Source organism: Povalibacter uvarum (assembly GCF_014202975.1).
Taxonomy (GTDB): domain Bacteria; phylum Pseudomonadota; class Gammaproteobacteria; order Steroidobacterales; family Steroidobacteraceae; genus Steroidobacter; species Steroidobacter uvarum.
The window spans coordinates 70,676-92,360 of sequence record NZ_JACHHZ010000007.1 but is presented as its reverse complement, the minus strand read 5'-3'; the positions used below and the strand labels follow the sequence as shown (position 1 = coordinate 92,360).

Annotated in this window: 17 protein-coding genes and 1 pseudogene; 7 read left to right on the top strand and 11 right to left on the bottom strand. The window is 61.9% G+C overall.

Features of this window, described 5'->3' with window-relative positions; translation table 11 throughout:
- Positions 1–10: 10 nt before the first annotated feature.
- Complete coding sequence (locus tag HNQ60_RS25550; protein WP_184335639.1) at positions 11–964, bottom strand: diiron oxygenase; 954 nt, start codon at positions 962–964, stop codon at positions 11–13.
- A 129-nt stretch (positions 965–1,093) separates the two neighbouring features.
- Between HNQ60_RS25550 and HNQ60_RS25545 the strand changes: the two genes are divergently transcribed.
- Both HNQ60_RS25545 and HNQ60_RS25540 read left to right on the top strand, forming a co-directional pair.
- On the top strand, positions 1,094–2,080 hold the full coding sequence (locus HNQ60_RS25545) for an AraC family transcriptional regulator (RefSeq protein WP_184335638.1): 987 nt from the start codon (positions 1,094–1,096) through the stop codon (positions 2,078–2,080).
- A gap of 179 nt (positions 2,081–2,259) precedes the next feature.
- Positions 2,260–3,039, top strand: coding sequence for a WD40/YVTN/BNR-like repeat-containing protein (locus HNQ60_RS25540; protein WP_184335637.1), 780 nt, complete (start codon positions 2,260–2,262; stop codon positions 3,037–3,039).
- Positions 3,040–3,162: 123 nt separating this feature from the next.
- On the opposite strand, the gene HNQ60_RS25535 is transcribed toward HNQ60_RS25540, so the two are convergent.
- The 3 genes from HNQ60_RS25535 to dbpA form a co-directional block, all read right to left on the bottom strand.
- Positions 3,163–5,097 (bottom strand): gluzincin family metallopeptidase, encoded by a 1,935-nt coding sequence (locus tag HNQ60_RS25535; RefSeq protein ID WP_184335636.1) that lies wholly within the window; start codon positions 5,095–5,097, stop codon positions 3,163–3,165.
- An 80-nt stretch (positions 5,098–5,177) separates the two neighbouring features.
- On the bottom strand, positions 5,178–5,462 hold the full coding sequence (locus HNQ60_RS25530) for a hypothetical protein (RefSeq protein WP_184335635.1): 285 nt from the start codon (positions 5,460–5,462) through the stop codon (positions 5,178–5,180).
- A gap of 280 nt (positions 5,463–5,742) precedes the next feature.
- A complete protein-coding gene (gene dbpA / locus HNQ60_RS25525; RefSeq protein ID WP_184335634.1) occupies positions 5,743–7,116 on the bottom strand; it encodes an ATP-dependent RNA helicase DbpA in 1,374 nt (457 codons plus the stop codon).
- Positions 7,117–7,226: 110 nt separating this feature from the next.
- Between dbpA and HNQ60_RS25520 the strand changes: the two genes are divergently transcribed.
- Positions 7,227–10,745, top strand: a complete 3,519-nt coding sequence (locus HNQ60_RS25520) for a M12 family metallo-peptidase (protein WP_184335633.1) — start codon at positions 7,227–7,229, stop codon at positions 10,743–10,745.
- Here the strand turns inward: HNQ60_RS25520 and HNQ60_RS25515 are convergent.
- Both HNQ60_RS25515 and HNQ60_RS25510 read right to left on the bottom strand, forming a co-directional pair.
- Entirely contained in the window at positions 10,711–11,217 is a 507-nt protein-coding gene (locus HNQ60_RS25515; protein WP_184335632.1) for a hypothetical protein, read from the bottom strand. The genes HNQ60_RS25520 and HNQ60_RS25515 overlap by 35 nt on opposite strands.
- Positions 11,218–11,253: 36 nt before the next feature.
- On the bottom strand, positions 11,254–11,823 hold the full coding sequence (locus HNQ60_RS25510) for a hypothetical protein (protein ID WP_184335631.1): 570 nt from the start codon (positions 11,821–11,823) through the stop codon (positions 11,254–11,256).
- A 142-nt stretch (positions 11,824–11,965) separates the two neighbouring features.
- On the opposite strand from HNQ60_RS25510, the pseudogene HNQ60_RS28200 reads away from it, so the two are divergent.
- Positions 11,966–12,259 (top strand): annotated as a pseudogene (locus HNQ60_RS28200) (putative quinol monooxygenase); the annotation flags it as partial.
- 358 nt (positions 12,260–12,617) lie between these two features.
- Here the strand turns inward: HNQ60_RS28200 and HNQ60_RS25500 are convergent.
- Both HNQ60_RS25500 and HNQ60_RS25495 read right to left on the bottom strand, forming a co-directional pair.
- Positions 12,618–13,124 (bottom strand): hypothetical protein, encoded by a 507-nt coding sequence (locus HNQ60_RS25500; protein WP_184335629.1) that lies wholly within the window; start codon positions 13,122–13,124, stop codon positions 12,618–12,620.
- Positions 13,125–13,187: 63 nt separating this feature from the next.
- Positions 13,188–13,634, bottom strand: a complete 447-nt coding sequence (locus tag HNQ60_RS25495) for an EF-hand domain-containing protein (protein ID WP_184335628.1) — start codon at positions 13,632–13,634, stop codon at positions 13,188–13,190.
- Positions 13,635–13,904: 270 nt separating this feature from the next.
- Between HNQ60_RS25495 and HNQ60_RS25490 the strand changes: the two genes are divergently transcribed.
- Complete coding sequence (locus HNQ60_RS25490; RefSeq protein ID WP_184335627.1) at positions 13,905–15,080, top strand: hypothetical protein; 1,176 nt, start codon at positions 13,905–13,907, stop codon at positions 15,078–15,080.
- Between the two features lie 20 nt (positions 15,081–15,100).
- Here the strand turns inward: HNQ60_RS25490 and HNQ60_RS25485 are convergent, their stop codons facing one another.
- Together HNQ60_RS25485 and HNQ60_RS25480 are read right to left on the bottom strand one after the other, a co-directional pair.
- Positions 15,101–16,522, bottom strand: coding sequence for a sulfatase family protein (locus tag HNQ60_RS25485; protein ID WP_184335626.1), 1,422 nt, complete (start codon positions 16,520–16,522; stop codon positions 15,101–15,103).
- 99 nt (positions 16,523–16,621) lie between these two features.
- Positions 16,622–17,368, bottom strand: a complete 747-nt coding sequence (locus tag HNQ60_RS25480; protein WP_322096907.1) for a sulfite exporter TauE/SafE family protein — start codon at positions 17,366–17,368, stop codon at positions 16,622–16,624.
- 174 nt (positions 17,369–17,542) lie between these two features.
- Between HNQ60_RS25480 and HNQ60_RS25475 the strand changes: the two genes are divergently transcribed.
- On the top strand, positions 17,543–18,331 hold the full coding sequence (locus tag HNQ60_RS25475; protein WP_184335624.1) for a PEP-CTERM sorting domain-containing protein: 789 nt from the start codon (positions 17,543–17,545) through the stop codon (positions 18,329–18,331).
- Positions 18,332–18,442: 111 nt separating this feature from the next.
- Complete coding sequence (locus HNQ60_RS25470; RefSeq protein WP_184335623.1) at positions 18,443–19,693, top strand: DUF1624 domain-containing protein; 1,251 nt, start codon at positions 18,443–18,445, stop codon at positions 19,691–19,693.
- A 68-nt stretch (positions 19,694–19,761) separates the two neighbouring features.
- Here HNQ60_RS25470 and HNQ60_RS25465 read toward each other — a convergent pair whose 3' ends face one another.
- A complete protein-coding gene (locus tag HNQ60_RS25465; RefSeq protein WP_184335622.1) occupies positions 19,762–21,606 on the bottom strand; it encodes a winged helix-turn-helix domain-containing protein in 1,845 nt (614 codons plus the stop codon).
- Between the last annotated feature and the right edge of the window lie 79 nt (positions 21,607–21,685).

Sequence of the window (21,685 nt, the reverse complement as noted above, 5' to 3'; positions counted from 1 at the left end):
CGTCGCAGGATCAGCCGTTCATGATCGGTGCGAGCGCAGCCTCGATCCGCGACATCTGCGCTTGCGTCGTCATGCCGGCAATCAGCTTGCCGAAATGCGCGTGCTGGACGCCTGAGATGATGTACTGCCAGCGATAGGCGCTCAGGACAGTCGCCCCGATCTGCGTTATCTCTTCGGAGCTGAAGCGCCGTGCAGCGCACCGAATGAAGTAATCGACGTCGGACTGCGATTGCGATTGCAGAATCCCATCGACCGCCGCGACGAGTGCAATCAGATCGTTGACCGCATGGTCACGCTCGTCCTCTGAAAGTCGCGCATGTTCGTCCTTCCATTCGAGCTCATCGAGCACGACGTGGCGGCTTTCGTCCTTCCAATGGAACCTGAAGACATCCTTGAACAGCGGACAGAGCTCATCGTGCGGAGCGATGCTCTCGGCGTAGTGCGCCTGCACGAACAGCTCGATGTGACAGGTCAGCGCCAGAACGGACCAGGTGCTGGATGCAAGCACGACACGCGCCACATCGTTCGGATCGACCACCTGGCGATAGCCGGCCGGCAGGTGCGGACCGATCATCGTCTCCATGCGCCGGAACAGTTCCTGGTGCTTGAGCTCTTCGCTGGAGAAGCGGACGAGCGCCTCGAGCGCGAGCTGATCGTCGAAGACATGAGATCGCCCCTGCTCGAGCATCTTGGCGCTGATGAAGCGCTCGACGAGGCCAAAGAGATAAGCGTACGTCCGGCCCTGGATCTGACTGAGCAGGCGCGCTTCGTCGTTCGACAGGAAGGTCAGGCGATCGACGCGCGACAATGCATCAGGCAGAAACTTGCGCGAGAAGTCGAAGGCCCGGCCTTGCAGAAGATCGCGATCGATCTGCCACTCCGCCTTCTTCGACGACTGGACGATCTGAGCGTAACGGGTGGCCCTGCTCGACGCGGGAGCGGGCGCGACAGCGGCGGTATTCATCGTGAGATTCCTCGTAACTGGACAGCGGTGAAATGTTTCACCGGGTGCTAATCTACGAGTCGACCCTCAGACGGTGAATGACTGCTCCTCCGGAGTTTCTGCTCCGGACTCCGAACCCGAGGACGGGCCTTGCTTGACGCATTCTCAGATGTGTTGCGGGTGATCCGGCTGGCCGGAGGTGTCTTCCTCGAGGCCGAGCTCACCGCGCCCTGGTGCATCGAGGGAAGAATCTCGGCGGACCATTGCAAGCCCTTCTCGGTCGCGCCTCGCCATGTCATTGCGTCGCACTTCGTCGCCGCGGGCCGCATGCAACTGCGTGTCGAAGGCGGCGAACCGATCGAACTGCGAGCGGGTGAGCTCGTCCTGCTCCCTCACAACCACGCTCATGCATTCGGCAGCGATCTGAACATCGAGCCGCTGCCCGCCCACAAAACCATGCAGTTGCAAGCCGGCGGAATTGCGCGACTCAGGCACGGCGGTGGCGGCGAGGCGACACAGCTTCTTTGCGGCTTTCTTGGCTCTGAAGTCGCGTTCAGCCCGCTGCTCTCCGCGTTGCCGGCCGTGCTGAAACTGGATGTGCGCGCAACTGCGTCGGGCGCGTGGATCGAAAGCTCGTTTCGCTTCGCAGCCAGCGAGATTGCGGCCGGGCGCATGGGTTCCGCGACCGTGATCGCAAAGCTCTCTGAGCTGCTGTTCGTCGAAGCGGTGAGCCAGTACGTCGCAAGCCTTCCCGCGGAGCGAAGCGGATGGCTCGCGGGTCTGCGTGATCAACAGATCGGACGAGCACTGGCGTTGCTTCATGCACGACCGGCGGAAGCGTGGACCGCTGAAAGCCTGGCGCTCGAAGTGGGCCTTTCACGCTCGGTGTTCGCGGATCGCTTCACTTCGCTGGTTGGACAACCGCCGATGCACTACCTGGCTGTCTGGCGGATGCACGTCGCGGAAGACAAATTGCGTGCTGGGCGCAGCAGCGTTGCGCAAGTGGCGCTCTCGGTGGGCTATGAGTCGGAAGCAGCGTTCAGTCGTGCGTTCAAACGACACTTCGGCACCTCGCCCGGCGGCTGGCGCAGGCGATCGGAGGAAGAACCGGTTCAGCCTGGAACACCCGCGATCTAAGCGCGGCGCCCCTATACAGAAAGCACAATCGCTTTCGTGCGCAACCCGGACCGATACTTTGACGCGTTGCGAGTGTCCGGTTCCCCGGGCCGGCGCCGTGTACCAAAGGGAGTGGGAGAAACGTTGTTCTCACAACCGAATCCACTGACGGTGACACCTCCATCATCGAGGAGACGGAAATGAAAGCCCCGGACGAGGCCCGATCGACGCGTCAGCACGGTCGAGGACTTCAGCGCTCGAAACTCATGTTGGCTTTCGCGACGGCCTGGATGCTGCTGCCGTTGTCAGCCCTGGCTTCCGACTGGTTCCAGACCAACGCGAGCCAGATGGAGGACGTTGCGGTCGGCTACGATGGCAGTATCTGGCTGGCGGGCGAGAACGGCACTGTCTGGGTCAGCAAGGATAGCGGACAGACTTTCAAAAAGACCGAAGCCAGCGGCTTTGCACGGATCGCTGTCGCACCAGACGGCACCGTCTGGGCAGTCGGTACCAACGAGACCCTATGGAAATTCGCTGATGACCGGTGGACGAAGACATCCGCCAGCGGGATCGGAGATGTCACTGTCGCTTCCAACGGCGCCATCTGGCTGGCAGGCAAGAACGGCACCGTCTGGTCCAGCAATGATCAGGGACAGAGCTTCAAGCAGGTCGAGGCGAGTGGATTCAGCCGCATTTCCGCCGGTGAAGACGTCGTCTGGGCCGTTGGCTTCAACGGCTCGCTGTGGAAACGCGCGGACGGCACTTGGAAGAAAACTCCGGCGAGCGGCATGCAGGACGTCGGCGTCGCCCCGAACGGCACACTGTGGCTGGCTGGAAAGAACGGAAGCGTGTGGACCAGCACGGACGACGGCGTGACTTTCAAGCAGGTCGAAGACGCCAATGGATTCGAAAGCATTGCTGCCACTTCGGTGCGCACCTGGGCCGTCGGCACGAACGGCACGCTGTGGCGATACCGATGAGTGGTCGCTGACGGGCAGGAGTCAAAAAGCTCTCGATATCCTTCCAATGAAGAGCGATGCCCATTTGCCGCCCCCGGCACCGCGGCGAGATAGAAGCTGATGCGAGTGCGGACGGCTGGAGCATCACAAGCAGGGCATGTAGTACTGCATCCATTCATCATTCGTCCAATTGCTGCAGCCACAGGCATTGCAAGCTCGCATGCGATAGCGAGTGAGTGTCCCTCCGGGCACATTCTGCGTGCAGTTCGTGTTGACACCATCCACGACCGTAACGGCTCTGTCTGACTCCCAAGTCCAGGGATTTGAGACGGCCATTGCGTGGTACTTCACATTCGAGATCGGATTCCACGAAATATCGTGCCTGCCCTTGCAGTATGCGGATTGAATGTTGACTACCGGGGGCGCCGGAGGTGGACTGGAACAGCCGTGACCAATGCCCACGGCGGTCCATCCCTGCTGCACGGTGTTGAGCACATTTGAGACCGGTCCATGGATGGCACCCGCCACCTCCATCGAGCGTTGCTTGAGCATAGGCCCTGTGAACTCGTCGCGGTTCAGGGTCATTATGTAGATCGTCGTGATCATCACTTCCTTGATCTGTGCCCAAGTCGACGGTGGCACGTTGATAACGGGTATCGCACCGCTGATACCGATCTGCCCAGCACGCCGGTGCGTTCCGCCATTGACCATCAGATAGATGGCGTAACCGTAGATCGTCGAGTTTGCATACGAGATTCCAATCAGTGGATTGGCAAAATAGCGATTCGGATACCAGTCCATGTGGAAGACCGATCTGCTCTGAGGATGCTGCCAGTCACGCAGGTCGGTAATAGCCCATGTGCCACTGTTGATGCCGTAGCGGTGGATATCCGTCAGAACAGCCGAGAAGTCGGCGTAGAACTCATTGCCAGCGTACCAATCGTGGTACGGCTTCCAGCCTGTTGGCATCGGGACGTACCCGAAGAAGAGCCCGTGACCATATTCATGAGCGATTGCATCATCGTCGGAAGCACGGTCATCGCCAAAAAAGAGATAGCGATTGTTGTCCGTTCCATAAATGAATGTCGCATTGTTGGCGGTGTTGCTGCCAGGCGTACCCCAGTGCGCGACCAAGCTGAGAGTGTCGTATGCGAGCGGCGTGCCCGCCCACGCTTGGATCGGCTGGACAATCCGATTGTAGATACTGAAAGCTTGTGTGTCTGCGGAGTTTGGGCTGCCCTCCAGCCACAGTCGATTGGTGGCGACCGGAGTATTGCTGTCCATGCGGTAGTTGTGTGTGTACACGGTCCTGCTGAGCTCAAAGCCACGCTTCTGCGAATAGCTCACGTTCCCGGTTGCCGCATCAACACCATAACGAACAATCCCGAACTCTCCGTCTCTCGAATGACTGACATCAATCATCCACAGGAGTTGCGGAGTTGCGCGGTCACCTCCGTCTGTCCAGAACGCGAGCGAACCCTCGGCGGCCACATCTATTCCGGCGGCATCTGCAGCGGTCCCGTCTGACCCCTGCGCCAGCAACTGCCTCAGCCTCGCCTGCGCATCTTTCAGCGAAAGCTTCGGGGATCGGTTTTCCGTCCCCTCTGGGACGAAAAAGGAAATCACCTTCGACACTTCTCCTCGAGAATCCAGAATGATGTTGACGCCACCGTCCAGCACAGGAATGCCGCCGATCAGCTGATCAGTGAACAGGAAATTGCCCGCTCCAAGCGGATCGCGACCTGCGTGTCGAACGATCAGCGATTCCGATCCGCTCGCCAGCAGGATTGGCTTCAGTCTCCGGAGGATCGGTTCGGCAGAGTCACCAGGCTTCAGCTTCGCTGCGCCTGCAACGCCGATTCCCGTGCGCCCGTCGAGCTGCCGCAGCCGTCCATACTTTCCGTATTTCACCACCGCGTCGGGAATGCTCGCGAGCGCGCGATACTGAGCGTCCCGCTTGGCGAAGTCATATAGGCTGGAAGCATCGGGGTCCTGCTGTAGGGTTGGCGGACTGGCTTCAGCCCAGGAGAAGAGTGCAACGCCAAACAGCAGCAACAGACAACGCGCGAATCTACGCATGAATAGTCCCTTTCAGAGCAAACGCTGTCGGCAGAAGATTTACGCGAGGTCCAATGCGAAATCAACGGCAGCAACGCCCGCTAGTCCTTGGCGGTGACCCAGCCTCTCCGCCGCGACATGCACTGGCCGGCGAAAGCCGCTACTGCGGCGGCGACAATCGCCAGCAATCCCTGCACCAGGTTGACGATGGCCGGGTCCCAATCATCGATGACGACCATCGGCGAGAAGAGACTGTGAAAGACGCTCTTTGCCACAGCGCCAATCACAACCGTCACCACCGCCAGCGGCACGGCTCCTCTGCCCGCCAGGAGACCCGCCAGGAATCCCGGAAACCAGCTGTAGGTCCAGAGCAGTGCAGAGAGCACCAAGCCCCATGCACTGACGCCAGCGTTCGGAACACGTGCGGCTGGGATTCCATAGCTTCCCCAAGCCATGAATCCGTAGAGAAGCCCTGCCGCGAGGGCTATAGCGACGAATCTCAATTTGCCGCCAAGGCGCATGATTCCTGCTCCCGAGCATGGGCTCCGCCGAATATTGCACCATCGCAACCGGCACCGCGACTGCTGGCGCACTCGATTCCGGACCCGGGGCTCGTGAGAACACAACGACTGGCTGAGCGATCCCCGGCCCAGAACCGCTCAGCGACTAGCGCACGATCTTGCGAACACGAAATGCGCGGCCTTTGATCTTCCCGCCGCGCAGTCGTTGCAGCGCCTTGTCATACGACTCGCGTGCGATCGCGACATAGGTTCGTGTTGGAAAGACGTCGATCTTGCCGACGGCGTCCGCGGGTAGACCCGCATCTCCGGTGAGGGCGCCGAGCACATCGCCAGGCCGCAGCTTGTCCTGCTTGCCGGCATCGATGGCCAGCGTCAGATTGGCGGCGAGCAGTGCACTGCGATCATCCGGCACGGGAAGCTTTTCCCAGTGAAGGCGCTGACCAAGGCGATCCTGGATCACGTTGGCCCGGTTCATTTCGCGCGGTGTGCAAAGGCTCAGGGCGATACCTTCACGGCCCGCGCGACCTGTTCTGCCGATGCGGTGCAGATGCGTGTCGGCGTCGGATGCGATGTCGTAGTTGATGACCATCGGCAGATCAGCGATGTCGAGCCCGCGCGCCGCGACGTCGGAAGCGACCAGCACGGTGCAGCTGCGATTGGCGAATCGCACGAGCATCTCCTCGCGATCGCGCTGATCAAGCTCACCATGCAATGCGAGGACCGCGAAGCCTCTTGCATCGAGCGCTTCCGCCACCGCACGTACTTCCTGGCGAGTGTTGCAGAAGACGACCGCGGATTCGGGTCGATACTCGAGCAGCAGCGCTTCGAGCGCGTCGATCTTACGATCGGCGTCGACTTCAAAGAACGTCTGTGCGATCGGCGACTCGTCGCCTGCATCCGCGACCGTGACATCGACCGCATCGCGCTGGAACTGCCCGCTGATTTCGCGAATCGATGCGGGGATCGTCGCGGAGAACATCAGCGTCTGGCGTCGCGCGGGCATCGCTTCGATGATGTTGTGCAAGTCATCGGCAAAGCCCATGTCGAGCATCCGGTCTGCTTCGTCGAGCACCATGACTTCAACTGAGCCGAGCGGAAGCGCGCTCTTCTGAACCAGCTCGAGAATCCGGCCCGGCGTACCGACCACGATGTGCGGCTCGTGAGCGAGCGACGCGAGATGCGGACGCAGGGGAACCCCGCCGCACAACGTCAGCACTTTCACGTTCGGAATGAAGCGCGCGAGGCGTCGAATCTCACGACTGACCTGGTCGGCCAGTTCCCGCGTCGGGCACAGCACGAGACTCTGGAGTCTCACTTGCGCGGCATCGAGCCGCGACAGCATTCCAAGCGCAAAGGCCGCTGTCTTGCCACTTCCCGTCCGGGCCTGCGCAACCACGTCGCGGCCAGCAAGGATAGGCGGCAGGCTGGCCTCCTGGACGGGGGTCATCTGGTCGTAGTCGACCTCGGCGAGCGCGCGCTGAAGGGGGGCACTCAGGTTCAAGGCGGAGAAATGGGTCATGGAGCAGGTGATTCTTTTCTGAAACGTTAAGGCAAAACCCTTCTGGCGTATTGCAACACACCCGCTAACATCAACCCGCGGGGAATAATAAGAAGCGAGGGAGGCTCTCCATGCTGCGCCGTGCATTCTGCCATCTCAGCGGATGCGTACTGCTATTGTTCGGCGTTTTGACGCATGCGAACGACTTCCGCGTCCTGTACGCCGAGGAGATCGACCTTCCCGTCGCGGTTCAGGCCGGCCCGAACCTCGCAACGGCGAAACCGCAACTAGCGCCCGCTGTCTCCATTGCCGCGTATGGCCGCCAGTTCGACCTGCAGCTCGAATCGAACGACGCGCTCGTTCGCACCGCGCCGACGGTCCTCGCAGGCAAGTCCCTGTTTCGCGGCACGATCGCTGGGATGCCAGGCTCCTGGATCCGCATGACAGCGAGCGACGGTGAAGTCCACGGCGCGATCTGGGACGGTACCGACTACTACATCGTAGCGCCGGCGAGCCAGGTGCAGCCGCACATGGATTCCGCTCCGGGCCTGCGCCCGGATGCCACCATGATCTATCGCCTTTCCGACACCGTCGGCGGCGTCTCGGGCGGCTCGTGCACCGTCGTCGAGGGCGCGACAGAACGCGGCGCCGCGCTCACGCAGTATCTTTCCATGGTCAGGGAGCTGAAGAGCGCCGCATCCGCGGCAGCGGCCGGGATCCCTTTGCAGATCGAAGTCGCGTTGCTCGGCGACAAGGAGTTCGCCGCAGCCTATCCCGACGCCCAGGCAGCGATGCTTGCGCGAATCAACATCGTCGATGGCATCTTCACGCAACAGGTCGGCGTCTCGATCATTCCGACCGACTTTGTCGTATCGGACGGTGCCGATAGTCCGCTGATCGCCACAGCCGCACCCACTCTGCTGGAACAGGTATCGACATTGCGCAGGTCCACCGATGCCGTCCGTGCGCGAGGACTCGCTCACCTGCTCACGGGCAAAGGACTCGACGGAAGCACCGTCGGTATCGCCTATATCGATGCGCTGTGCTCTGAACAATACGGCGTCTCCCTGAGCGAAGCATGGAGCGATGCAGGCCTCGCGGCGTTGATCATCGCTCACGAGCTCGGCCACAACTTCGGCGCGCCGCACGATGGAGAGGCGGGCTCTGCCTGCAGCGATACACCGGACAGTTACCTCATGGCGCCGGCGCTCAATTTCTCGAGCACGTTTTCGAGCTGCAGCAGGCAACAGATGGCGACGAAGATCGCGGCGGCCTCATGCATCGTTCCGCTGCGAATCGCGGATGCAGCCGTCGATGTGTCGAATGTGCAGGGCTACGTGGGTGAGATCTTCGAGCTGCCGGTCAACGTCCGCTCCGTCGGCGAGCTGACGGCCCGGAACATGTCGGTGACTGTCGACCTGCCCAGCTTCGCGATCGATTCTGCGCAGATGGAAGGCGGCAGCTGCTCGATATCCGGGATCGGTGTGACTTGCCAGCTCTCCGAACTGGCGCCGGGAGAGGCTCGCCGGATGACAGTCCGCGCATCCTCCGCGTTCATCCGCAACTACCCCGTGAATGTCCGGCTGCAGTCCGCGACGGATCGAAACGCGGTCAACAACAACGCCGAGGTACGCATCGCCATTGGGACTGCCGCGGACATTCGCATTACCAGCGCGCCTGCTTCGATCGGCGGCATGGTGCGCACGCCTTTCGACTTCTCACTGAACCTCGAATCGACCGGAGTGCGTACAGCGCGGAACGTGGAGGCACGTTTCTTCATCGAAGAGGCCCTGCAGATCGTTGCCGCCACTCCCAGCGAAGGCAGCTGCTCGATCCAGGACAACGTCGTCCTCAACTGCACGTTCGGCGACCTGCCTGTGGGTTCGACGCGGAGAATCGACCTGACCGCACGTGCCACGGAAGTCCGGGTCTCGCAGTACGGCTCGGTCGAGGTCACCGCGGACAACGACGCGGAAGCAGAGAACAACCGCCACTACTTCCCGATCAGAATAAATCCGGAGCGGGATCTGCAGCTCGACATCCCGACGAAATACTTCGATGTCGGCATCGATACGCCCTTCGATGTTCCGGTGATCCTGCGTTCGGCGGGAACACAAGCGACTTCACCGGCCGTTGTCACGTTCGGACCGGGGCCCGGGACTGAGTTCACATTCGACTCGGTCGGCACGCAGGGCGGAATGTGCAGCCTCGGCGGCGGCACCGTCGTGTGCAATATGGACGCCATCGAAGCCGGCGGCACAAGAACCATCACACTCCGGTTGCGTGCGCCAAGCCGTGGTCAGTTCTACACGAACGTAACCGCTACGTCGGCAGGCGACGACGCGATCGGGAACAACGAGTCGCAGATCAATGCTGTCGCGTGGTTCGACACCGATCTGGAGCTCAACACCACCAGTGGCGGTTCGTACTTCCCCTACGCTGGCGTTCGCTCTCAAAGCACTGCCCGGCTGCGTTCCTGGGGCCTCACTGGCGCGTCGAATTTCACAGTAACCGCCACGTTTCCTTCGCAGTTCACGATTCTCGCTGCTTCGCTGGATGGCGGCTCGTGCACGATCGAGGGCCAGTCGGCGCGATGCGTTCGCACTACTGCCCTGGCGCGCAACACAGACGCATTCCTGCGAGTCGACACGACCGCGTCGCAAGTGGGCACGTTCACTGCCAGCGTGACCGCCGACGTGCCAGGAGACGGCGCGACGTTCAACAATCAGATCGCCTGGCAGTACCAGGTGCGCGAAGGACAGGATGTGCGCCTGAGTGGTCCGACCTCTGGCAATACAACAGTGGGAACGGCCACGTCGCTGGATCTCACGGTGGCCACGGGGAACCACTACGTCGACCAGGTCGTCGTCGATCTGGCTCCTCTCGGTCAGGGCGGAGTGTATGAATCGGCGACGGTGAACGGCGGATCATGCGTATCGCCAGCGCTCCATGCACTGCGTTGCTACCTCACCACGATGCAGGCGAACACAACCAAGACGATAACCGTCAGATTCAGTGCCGCGTACATGACGCCGCTCACGCTGCACGCCATCGTGTCGGGTCAGTTCGACGTCATTACGACCAACAACGAGGTGATCGTTCCGATCACAGTAGCCGATCGCCAGGGCGATGCGTCCGTACAGGCGCAAGCCAGCACCGTCGCCGGCGACTCGGGCAAGACACTGTCGCTGCCTACGGTGTCCATCACGACAACCGATCCTGTCGACGACGCCAAGGTCAGGCTGAGCATCGACGACCGCTTCGCAACAGTGCGATCCGCGACCGCGGCGGGAGGCACGTGTTCCTTCTCGACCACCGTGATCGAATGTCTGCTCGGAACAGTTGAGCGAAACACCACGCACACGATCGCTGTCACGCTGACGACCAAGCAGGCGGGGTCCTTCCAGACCACTGCAACACTGACAGCGCGCAATGATTCGAATCCAGCCAACAACAGTGCTGTCGTCTCGGTGACCGTCAGGGATCTGCCGCCGCCGACATCTCCCCCAAGCGACCCAGGTAAGAGCGGCGGTGGTGGCGGCGGCTCGACGACTCCGCTGTCGATCGCATTGCTGCTTTCGATTCTATACGCGAGACGCCGCTACGGACTGCGGATCAGTCGCAGCGCACGAGGTTGTCGCGAATCCTGAATGGCAGGTCCCATTCGGGTCTCAGCACGACTTCGCGAGCGGATTCGCGAGGCATGGCCTGGTACTCAAAGAGCATTCGGTTGCCGCCATCGACGATGCGCGGCCGCGTCGTCTTCTTGTGCACAGCGCGGATGCTGGGTCCCGCCGACTGACTTTCCCCCAGCGCGAGTACGTAGCGGGCTTCCAGATTGTCCGTCGTACCGGACCACGTGCCCGGAAGAACGACGAGACCTTCTCTCGCGATCGTAACCTCGTTCTTCGCACGGTACAGAGTACCGGTCAGCACACGCAGCTCACCGCCAGGACAGAAAGTCACGATCACGCCCGTACTCTTCCAGGGTATTTCCGGCTGCGCTGGTTCCGGCGGCCACTCGTCATGAAACAACCAGACTGTCGGCAGTGATTCAGCCGCGAGCGCGCATGCGCTGACCATTGCGAACATCAGGGTCACTGCACGTAGGGCGTGCCGCATCGTTGCAACTCCATGCGCCGGCCCACCACCGGCACTCTATTTCTTCTTCGCTCCGCGAGGGCGGATTCTACTCGCCGAGCGCGCGGGAGCACGCGCTTTCGAAGATACAACGCGATCACTTCCAACCCGGCGTGCGTGGAGGATCAGCGCCTCGAGAGTCTGCGGATCCTGATCACCCTCCCCCGGCGTCTCGCCGCCGCTGAGATCGAGCTCAGTGTGCACGCTGCCGATCCGGATTCCCAGGAGGTCCAACGCAGTGAAGAAGACCGGGCTTTCGCTTTGCAGGACCTTGTAGACATCAGTGAATTGATCCGTCGTCATGACGAGGGCCGTATCCGGGCCAGAGAACCTCAGAAAATCACTCGGCAGTGTCGGCGTGAAGTCGATCGATGCGGCGCCGCCCGACTCGAGCGTGAGACGAATCTGGCGCGTCGAAGGTGGCACACCGGGCAACCCGGCTCTCCGGAAAACAGACACCGAGTACTTGATGATCCTGTCGAAGATCGGCATGGCGTACCTCCTGGAACGACGCGGGTGCGCAGCGTCGGTCTGAACGTACTCCGATGCGATCTCGATGTCGTCGGGCTGAAGGGCAGTGATCTCCACCGTCCGCGCCTGGGCCCGTGCCTTTCGCCTGGCGCAATCGCCTGATCATTTTCGCTGCGCCACTGCTTTCTATACGCATTGCGCCTTCCGTGCGAAGCGACTGAGATGGCGGCGCACAGCGATTCCAATCCGGAGGTGGCTCATGAATACGCGCGGACTGCTGGTGCGAATGCACGCACGGCCCGGCAAGGAACACGCCGTGGAAGAATTCCTGCGCTCGGCACTACCACTCATCGTCGATGAGCCGCAGACCTCTGCATGGTTCGCTGTGCGTTTCGGCCGCGGCGAGTACGGCATCTTCGATGTCTTCCCCGATGACGCCGCGCGCGACGCACATCTGTCAGGGCCTGTTCGTGCCGCCCTCGAAGAGCGTTCTAGCGAACTGTTCGAAGGCGCTCCGCGGATCGAGAAGCTGGATGTGCTGGCGGACAAGCTGCCAGTCGCAAGCTCCGTCCCCGATACGCGGGGGCTGTTGCTCACGTTCAAGGTCAAACCGGGTCATGAACCGGAGATGGAAGACTTCATCCGATTCGCCAACGAGGCCGTGAACGACGAGCACACGACCACTGCCTGGTTCGGCATCCGCATGCGCGACGGCGAGTACGGAATCTTCGATGTCTTTCCGGGCAACGAAGAGCGCTTCCTGCATCTCGTCGGCCACGTCCCGCGCGAGCTCGCGAAGCAGGCGTTCACCCTGCTCTCCGCGATGCCGGAGATCGAGATGCTGAACGTCCAGGCCGAGAAGATCGGCCAGGACGCGCACCAGATCGTGCGGCATTGAGCGTGAGCGAGCCCTATCGGGCGGGCAGGAATTCGAACTGACCGGTACCCCTCGTCCCGTCGGGTCGGGATATGGGCCAGTCGTGGTCCGTTGTCTGCGTGCTCATCAACCGCAAGCGCGGGACGGCCGGATTCGCACCCGGCGTGTCCCCTCTGCCGTACGCGATCAGCGTTCCAGCTTCATTGATCTTCGGCTTCGACCAGTTTCCGGAAGGAACGAACGTTCCCGCCGCGAACTTGACGCTGCTGCCGGGCGCATCGAGAGAAGCGCGGTAGAAATCCGGCATCGCGCTGCTCGGCGGCCTGATCCCCAGCAGAATCCATTTCGATCTCCTCGCGACCGCGGTGAAAGACAATTGTTCACCGGCCGCCAGCGGCTCGCGCTTGCCGTCACGGCTCAGGTCGAACGCGAGAGGATGGAGGAACTCGTACGGTCCCAACGGCCGCATCACGTACGACTCGGACTGGCTTACGCGGTCATTGGCCAGAAGATGGGTGGTGACGCCGGAACCGTAAGTCACCGATAGATGGAGAACGCGCTGTAGCTCCCGCGGCGTCGCACCGCGGGAGCGAACTTCAGTCAGCTAGTAGTCGCTGGCCGTTCTCATCTCCTTGTCATGACCAGCCTTCCATTCAGCGGCCGTCAGGTTGCCATCGCCGTCGGCGTCCATCCTGCCGAACATCTTCTTCGAGCCAGCCGAATGCTCCTCCGAGCTCAAGGCGCCGTCACCGTCTGTATCCAGCTTCGCAATCTTGTCGGCGGAAGACATGCCCTTGCCTGCCTTGTCGTGGCCCATCGATTTGTGAGCGGCGTCCATCTCCGCCGCGGTCACTTTGCCGTCGGCATTCGCGTCGAGTTTGACGAACATGTTCTTTGCACCGGCCGCATGCTCGGCCTGGGTGATCTTGCCGTCACCGTCCGTGTCCATCATCGCCATCTTGTCGTGCTTGTCGCCGCCCGCCCACGCGGAGAGGGAAACTGCGAACGCGCACGCTGCCGTCAGAGAAACCTTACCCTTCGAGGAAATCATGATGTGTCCTCCTTTGAAGTGCGCCGATTAGACGGCCGTGGCGCGGGCGTTGTTCCTGATCGTGCGGTGCCGCAACGAATTTGATCCCAGCGCGGCGCGCAAACCGATGAAAAAGCGGCTCACACCGCAGGTCTGGACAGAATTCTGACAAAAGTCAGATGTGCCCTGACACTGCCGTGTGTGTCGCCCGTCGCTCATTACACCCACGATGTGTGCCCTGCTCGCCGCAGCCCGAGTGCACCGCGAGCGATCCATCTTCAGGAGTGAGCGATGCATCCAGGTTCGTGGAGCCGGCCGATCGCGGCCGCGATGTTCGTGCTGGCATTGACGCAGATCCCGGCTCGATCAGATGCACAGACATCAGACGCCGTTGACGCGGCAGCGCTGGAGACACAGGCAGCGGAGTTCTTTCGGGGTCCGCTGGATTTCTTCAAAGCGCGCCAGTTGTTCGAGCGGGAGACTTTCGGCGGCAACGGACGCACCTGCCTGAGTTGCCACAGCACTGACACAGGCACGCTGTCTCCGAAGGACGCGCAGCATCGCTTCGCGCGCAATCCCAAGGACCCATTGTTCCGCGGCGATGGCACCGACGACGGCCAGGGCCACGGCGTCTCTCGCATCCTCAAGGACGCGACGATTCTGGTTCGCATTGCGCTGCCTGAGAACGTGACTCTTGCCAGCGATCCGACGGCGCGCAGCGTTGTGCTACGTCGCGGCATTCCGTCGACGCTGAACACGCCAGCGCTCGATCCGGTGCTGATGCTCGATGGTCGCCAGCCCGACCTCGTTGCACAGGCGAGCGGCGCGATTGCCGATCACGCCGCGGGCAAACAGCCGCGCACTCGCGATCTGGAACTGATCGCGACTTATCAGCACATGCCACAGTTCTTCAGCTCGATCCCCATGCTTGCCTATGCATACGCCGGCAAGGAACCGAAGCTGCCCGAAGGCCGCACCGCGTCGGAGAAACGGGGTCGCCGGTTCTTCATCGATGCGCCGCCCGAGGGAGACTTCAAGACAGGGTTGTGCTCGGCTTGTCACAGCGGCCCCATGCTCAACGAGACGAATGAGTTCGTGCCCGCGCCGCCCTTCAAGCGAGGAGGACGTTTTCAGTCCGTCGGTGTTTCCGAGTTCAACACCGCGGGCAATCCGGTGCACGACTTCGTGTTCACGAATCCGGACGGGAGCCAGACCACGATCACCAGCCCCGATCCGGGCCGGGCGCTCATCACAGGCAACGCGCTCGATTTCGAGAGCGCAAACGCGTTCAAGATTCCTTCGCTCTGGGGCGCACCGCGTACGGCGCCGTACTTTCACGATAACTCGGCGAAGACGCTCGAAGATGTCGCACGCCACTACGCGCTCTTCTTCGGCGCCATTTCGCCGATCGTTCTGACGGAGGAAGATCAGCGGGACATGGTGGCGTACATGAAGTTGCTGCGCTGAAGCTCGAGCATAGCGTCGGATCACCTGCCATCGTTGGCAGGTGATCGTGGCGCCGCACCTTGCGTTGATGGACCTCTGGGCACGAACGGCTCCATCCCCTTCGCGCGTTCGAAGGCTTCACGCGGGGTGATCGCGTCAGGGGGTATGGGCTGCATCGCTGCGTTCCAGGCCTCGTAGGCCTCCCTGAGCTCGGCAGCGATCCGAGGCTGCTTCAGCCGCTGGTTCGCGCTCTCTGATTCATCCGCTGCAAGATCGTACAAGTATTCAAGATCAGCGTGAGCATAGTACTTCCATGAACCGCGGCGTGCGGCATGCGCCCATTGCGTGCGCCAGAACACGGTGCGCTCCTGCACGGCACGTTCTTTGGCCAGCATTGGAATGACATCGATACCATCCGAGGGATAAACCGCATCGACCACCCCACTGCCAGCAGCCAGCAGCGTTGGCAACCAGTCCATCGACATCACGAGCTGATTCGACGTCGAGTGCTTGGGGATGCGCGCCGGCCAGCGCACGATCCCCGGAGTGCGGATGCCGCCTTCGAGCAAATCGAACTTCTCGCCGCGCAGTGGCCAGTTATAGGAGAAGCGCTCGCCGCCATTGTCGCTGGTGAAGATCACGATGGTGTCGCGCTCGACTCCCGCCGATCGCAGCGCTTTCATCACCTGGCCGACGCCATCGTCCAGCGCCGCGATCATCTGAGCGAAGATCAGCGGGGAGCCGCCGTCATAGTGGAAGTCGTTGACACGTGCGCCGCCGCGATCGTCGCGCGTTTGCCATGGCCAGTGTGGCGCAGTGTGATGCAGACTGAGAAAGAACGGCTTGCTGCGACGGCGCTTGATGAACTGTACCGCGCGCGCGGAGAAGAGATCGGTGGCATACCCTTCCACACGCGTGGGCGCATCGTTCTCGAACAAGTCATGCACGGGCGGTCCGAGAACAGCGGATGCATGAGTGAAATAGTCCGCGCCGCCCCCACTGATTCCAAAGAACTCGTCATATCCGCGTTGGAGCGGGCTGTACTTCGGGATCGAGCCCAGATGCCACTTGCCGATCAGCGCCGTTTCGTAGCCGGCGCGCTTCAGCAGCGATGCAAGCGTCGGATGATCGACAGGCAGGCCGACATCAACACCTCTGGGCAACGGATCGTAGTTACCGACCGCCAACCGATTCTGGTAGCGGCCCGTCGCAAGCGCGACGCGGGTTGGCGAACAAGTGCAGGAGTTCGCGTAACTCTGCGTCAACCTGACGCCTTGCGCAGCCAGCCGGTCGATATTCGGCGTCACGTAGTCGGGTCGGCCGTAGCAACTGAGATCGCCTGCGCCGAGGTCGTCCGCCAGTATGAACACGATATTCGGCTGCCTCACCGACGCCGCCATGGATGGCGAAGCGCCGAGCGCGGCGGCGCCGACGACAAAATCACGACGGGTGAGTGAGCTCATTCGTTTCGCATTCCCGTGCTTGAGCCGGCCCTCGATGATCGTCAGATGATAGTCGCAATCACCGCGACGCTGCACCGGCGGATACCGTCGCTCCTGTGCTCACGCCCAGGCGCGCGACAACAGTACGATTGCTCCGACGACGACCACCAGCTCCATGAACCCGGCGTGGACGCCCGCCGGGATACGACGCAGCAGAGCGCGAGCAATAAACGCGCCTGGAGCAGTAAAGAGACCGACGAGCAGCCCGAGCAGCGCAAGTCGCAGGTCCAGTGCCGAAAGAGAGCCGAACAACATCACCTTGGCCGCCCCCATGATGATGGAGACCACGGCATCGGTCGCCACGAGCGAACTGCCGGCCAATCCGACAGACATGAGGATCGAGATCAGGATCACGCCCGCACCGGTCACGCCACCGTTGACGAAACCGAAGACTGCGCCCGCCCCAACTTCGGTTGCAGCGGAGAACTGCAGTTGTGCCCGTCGCAGCACGCGGCGCATCGGCACGCTCAGAAGCAGAAACGTGCCTAGCAGAACCGCAATCCACTTCGCGCTGAGAAGCGTGTAGCCATAGGCTCCGGCAACGCAGGCGGGCAGCCCTAGCAGGAGCATGCGTCGAGCGTGCAGCCAGTCGATGTCACGCCAGAAAGCGACGACGCGGCTGCCGTTGTTGATCAACATGCCCACCGCCATGACGGGAATGACGTTCGCGATGCCCACCAGCGGTACGAGGAAAACGGGAAGGATCAGACCGGTGCCGAAGCCGGACAGGCCGCCAAGCGTTGAGGCGGACAGGGCAACGACGCAAGCCAGGGCGAGCTGGACAAGATTTTCTTCAGGGACGATCACGCGCAATCCGGGCCGCAAGAAGACGGCACAAGCATAGACAAAAAGCGTTCGCGCGGTGCACGGATGATGTCGGCTGCCTTGACACGTCCGAACTGCCCTTCGGCGCAATTCCGGTTGCGGGATCAACCGACTACTGTCGGCACACCGGGAAAGACGGCGAAACGGAGGTTCGGAATGAGCGTCAGACGGGTCGTTGCATTGAGTCTGCTCGTCAACCCGCTCGCGGTGCTGGCGGTCCCCATCACGTTCGAGTTTGGCGGGACCATCACCGCGAACAATCCCAATGTCCTGACTCGTCACCTCGGGTATGACGAGTTTCCTTCCGCGGTCGTTGGCGAAGCATTCAAGGGCGAGATCACATTCGACTCGCAGAACTACGTCGCCGATCCATGCTGCTTCGGCACGAGCGTCGCATACGAATACGCGGACGCGGGCAAGACGGGAATGGTGATGAACGTCACCTTCGGGGGCTTCACGCTGCAAACCGATGCGAGCCTGCCGCCAAGCCTGTTCCTCGACGACAGCCACTCCGAGATCAGAGTTCTGAACGACGGCGAGGTCGCTGGGCAGGTGTACGATCACCTGTCGTTCATGACCCAGACCGTGCTGCCGTCGGGAAACTGGTCGGGCGCCTACTCGACGATCGACGGCGAGATCGTGGAGTCCAGTGCGGCGTTCATTGCGATCGATCTGGACTCCCGATCAGGCGGCAACGCTTCAGTGCTGGGAAGCACCGATCTTCCAACCGTGCCGCCTGATCTCGAGGGCTTCGGCCTGCGCCAGTTCTCGATCCTGGGAGGGTTTCCCAACGTGTTCATTCGCGGCGAGATCGAGTACCTGCGGTTGGCGACGCCAACGCGCGTCCCGGAACCAGGCCCATTGATGTTGGTTGCAGCTGCCTCGATCGGCCTTCTGTTCAGACGAAGAAAACTCCGCAAGCCACGTTCAGTGACCCACGCTTAGTGACGAGGGGCGCCATCTCAGCGATCCACATGACACATTCGTCATCGAGCGAGTGAACCCGAAGCTGCCGTCGCAGTACTGACCGAACATCTGTCCTGTGCGAGGGTGGTCATGAGTTCGGTCCATGCAACGGTGGCAGGCTCACCGGTCAGCACTACTGCGACAATCTCGGCTCCCGCGGATCGGCGCGCGTACCGGATGTCCTCGCTGGATATGCTCCGCGGACTCGTGATGGTCGTGATGGCCCTGGATCATGTTCGTGACTTCGTCATGACTGCGGCGGTGCAGGATCCAACGGCCGATCCTGCAAGCAGCCCACTGCTGTTCGCGACGCGATGGATCACTCACTTCTGCGCGCCGACGTTTGTGTTCCTCGCAGGAACCAGTGCGGGACTGATGTCACGCCGCAAGAGTCCCGCAGAGCTTGCGTCTTTCCTGCTGACGCGAGGCCTTTGGCTGATCGTGCTGGAAGTCCTCGTAGTTTCCCCAGCCTGGTCGTTCGCCCCGATGGGTATTCCAGAGCTTGGCGGGCAGACCTACATAGGACTGCAGGTCATCTGGGTGATCGGGGCCAGCATGGTGATTCTGGCGGGCGCGCAATTTCTGGGCCGACACGCGTGTCTTCTGATTGGTGTGATGATCCTGATGGGCCACAACCTCCTGGATGGCGTCTGGCCCGCGGCAAGTACAACTGGAAGCACAGGACCTTTGTGGGCAGTGCTGCATGCGCGACAACTGCATGAAGTCGGCTTCCTCTCGGTCTTCTTCTCCTACCCGCTGCTGCCATGGACCGGCGTCATGCTCGCCGGCTACGGCGCCGCCGGTCTCTTCGAGCTGCCGGAGAAACAGCGGAACACGTTGCTGGTACGAATCGGCGCGGGCGTAATCATTGCGTTTGTTCTGATCCGGGCGCTCAACGTCTACGGTGATCCGCATCCATGGCAGTCTGACGCGAGCGGCACAGCGGCTTCCGTCATGTCGTTCCTGGCGACGACGAAGTATCCGCCGAGTCTTCTCTACGTCCTGATGACACTGGGCCCAGCTGCTCTCGCCTGCGCGTTCATCGACCGGCTCCAGGGTCCAATCCGCACTGCGCTCGTGACATTCGGACGCGCGCCACTCGCTTTCTACCTCGCTCATCTGTATCTGATTCATTCCGCGGCGATATTGCTTGGAATCGCGCAGGGCTTCCCGGCACAGCAGTTCCTCACCCACTACCGCTACTTTCCAACGGGCTTTGGGGTCGGCTTGCTGGGTGTTTACCTGGTCTGGATCGCGGTCGTCGCCGCCCTCTACCCGCTGTGTCGCTGGATCGCAGACCTCAAGGCGCGACGACAGGACTGGTGGCTCAGTTACGTTTGAACGTGATTCGTCAGGACGATCGATCCCGGCCGGGATCGACAAGACTGCCTGCTTCTTGCCGTGCGGCATCAGGCGGCGTCGTATGCCTCGACCATTCGACGAAAGTTGTCGTGACATTCCATGGCCTTGACGCGGATTCGCTGAAACTCCGGGTCGTCACGCACTCCCGTCCAGATCGTGTCCACATCGAGCGCGGGGTATGAGCAGTAGTAGCCATCCACCGCAAGCTCCAACATGTGCAGCGCCTCCCGAGCGCGGCCGCAGTAGGCGAGCATCGGTGCAACGGAGTAGTAGTTCTCCGGGTCTCCCTGGCGCTTCCAGTACGTGACGAACGCGGCAGCCCGAGCATCAAGCGCGGCGCCACTCGCTCCCGCCAGGCACGGCTCCATGAGTTGCCGCGTCGGCTCATCCGCCGCCTGCCTGACGACCTGCAGCGCTGCGTTTCGATTGTCCTGTCGCAAGTGGAACAGCACAGTTCCCCACTGCACGAAGTACGAGCCCTCATCCAGCATGAGAAAGCGCATGAAGCGCGAGGTTTTCCCGGCGTACAGATACGCGTAGCCGCAGGAACGCAGGCCCGGGTTGTATGGGTCGTACTCGAGCGCCAGCTCGCAGTGGCGCTGTGCATCCTCCATCAGCCCACCGAACCGATACACGTACGCGAGTGAGAAATGCGTTTCCAGGGCCGGGCCATGACGGTCGTACAGTTCACGGGCTGCGCGATACGCGGCCTCGAGCTCTCCGGCCTCGACGCGCTGGTTCACGATGCGTCTGGCCGCGGGAAGCAGATCGGGATCGTGTTCCAGCGCCTTGCGTTGCGCCACGATCGCTTGCTGCCGTGCGGCCTCTCCGCCCGCACCATAAGAACCGTGGTCGTAGTAGCGAACGCCCAAGGCATACCATGCCAATGCGAACTTCGGCTCCAACTCGACTGCGCGCTCCAGCATCTCGATGGCGCGTTCGGTCGGCTTCGGCTGCTTCGGGAGCGCGAGGCTATGCAGATAGAGCTGATAGGCCTCGCCGTGTTCGGGCATGGGCCCTGACGATGCAGCGGCAGTTACGCCAAGCGCTGGCAGCAGGCCCCTGTTCACGCCGTCTGAAATCTCTCGACGCATCGCAAGCAGATCGTGAGCCGGAACCGTGATACGTGTTCGCCAGACCACGCGCTCCTGGGGCACATGCAACGCCTCGACCGCGAGACTCAGCCGACCGTTGTCTTCCTTGTAGAAACGGCCGCTGACGATGTGATCCACGCGACGCTTGCGAGCGGCGGTGAGCGGATCTTCGCCATCGACATACGCGGAGGGACGGACCGCCAGATCGCGTGACTTCGACAGCAGGGTCGCCACTTCATCCGGCAGCGCAAGACTGAGATAGTCGAGCGCTTCCTCGTTGGCTGCGTTCTCGAACTGCAGCACTGCGACGCTCGTACGCGTTGCCGTCGACGCACTCCGCCACCAGAACACGCCGAGTGCTGCACTGAGCACGAGGAACAGCCCGCCCACGAGCAGCCAACGTCTGCCGGACATGCGAGCCTTCGGCGGGGATGGCGGCTCCATCGGCGGCGGCTCGGATCGAACCAATTCCACGGACGCCGCCAGCCGATAGCCGCGCTTGGGAATCGTCTCGATGACGCGATGAGCTGCACGATCGTCGCCCAGATGATGACGCAACTCCGAGATGCAGTTGGTCACCGCCTGATCGGTGACCACGACGTTGCCCCACACTTGCGCGTTGAGCGTGTCGCGAGAAACGACTTCACCCGCATGCTCAGCCAGGCATACGAGCACGTCCACTACCCTGGGTTCGAGATGCACCTCCGTATCGCCGCGCACGATGCGGTTCTGGCGCGGCTCAATGACGCACGCACCGATCTGGAATCCCGCTAGCAGCTCCTGACGCGAGAAAGCCATGGGAAATGCGGGGCGATTGGAGATGACGGAATGCTACCTCAATCGGTCCCGGCACGGCACCGACTCGTCAGAAGCGACG

Excerpts from the sequence above, each read along its gene's own strand:
- dbpA (WP_184335634.1), bottom strand. The coding sequence starts at position 7,116 with ATGACCCATTTCTCCGCCTTGAACCTGAGTGCCCCCCTTCAGCGCGCG.
- HNQ60_RS25495 (WP_184335628.1), bottom strand. The coding sequence starts at position 13,634 with ATGATTTCCTCGAAGGGTAAGGTTTCTCTGACGGCAGCGTGCGCGTTC.
- HNQ60_RS25520 (WP_184335633.1), top strand. The coding sequence starts at position 7,227 with ATGCTGCGCCGTGCATTCTGCCATCTCAGCGGATGCGTACTGCTATTG.
- HNQ60_RS25475 (WP_184335624.1), top strand. The coding sequence starts at position 17,543 with ATGAGCGTCAGACGGGTCGTTGCATTGAGTCTGCTCGTCAACCCGCTC.
- HNQ60_RS25490 (WP_184335627.1), top strand. The coding sequence starts at position 13,905 with ATGCATCCAGGTTCGTGGAGCCGGCCGATCGCGGCCGCGATGTTCGTG.
- HNQ60_RS25540 (WP_184335637.1), top strand. The coding sequence starts at position 2,260 with ATGAAAGCCCCGGACGAGGCCCGATCGACGCGTCAGCACGGTCGAGGA.
- HNQ60_RS25485 (WP_184335626.1), bottom strand. The coding sequence starts at position 16,522 with ATGAGCTCACTCACCCGTCGTGATTTTGTCGTCGGCGCCGCCGCGCTC.
- HNQ60_RS25550 (WP_184335639.1), bottom strand. The coding sequence starts at position 964 with ATGAATACCGCCGCTGTCGCGCCCGCTCCCGCGTCGAGCAGGGCCACC.
- HNQ60_RS25470 (WP_184335623.1), top strand. The coding sequence starts at position 18,443 with ATGAGTTCGGTCCATGCAACGGTGGCAGGCTCACCGGTCAGCACTACT.
- HNQ60_RS25535 (WP_184335636.1), bottom strand. The coding sequence starts at position 5,097 with ATGCGTAGATTCGCGCGTTGTCTGTTGCTGCTGTTTGGCGTTGCACTC.
- HNQ60_RS25515 (WP_184335632.1), bottom strand. The coding sequence starts at position 11,217 with ATGCGGCACGCCCTACGTGCAGTGACCCTGATGTTCGCAATGGTCAGC.
- HNQ60_RS25465 (WP_184335622.1), bottom strand. The coding sequence starts at position 21,606 with ATGGCTTTCTCGCGTCAGGAGCTGCTAGCGGGATTCCAGATCGGTGCG.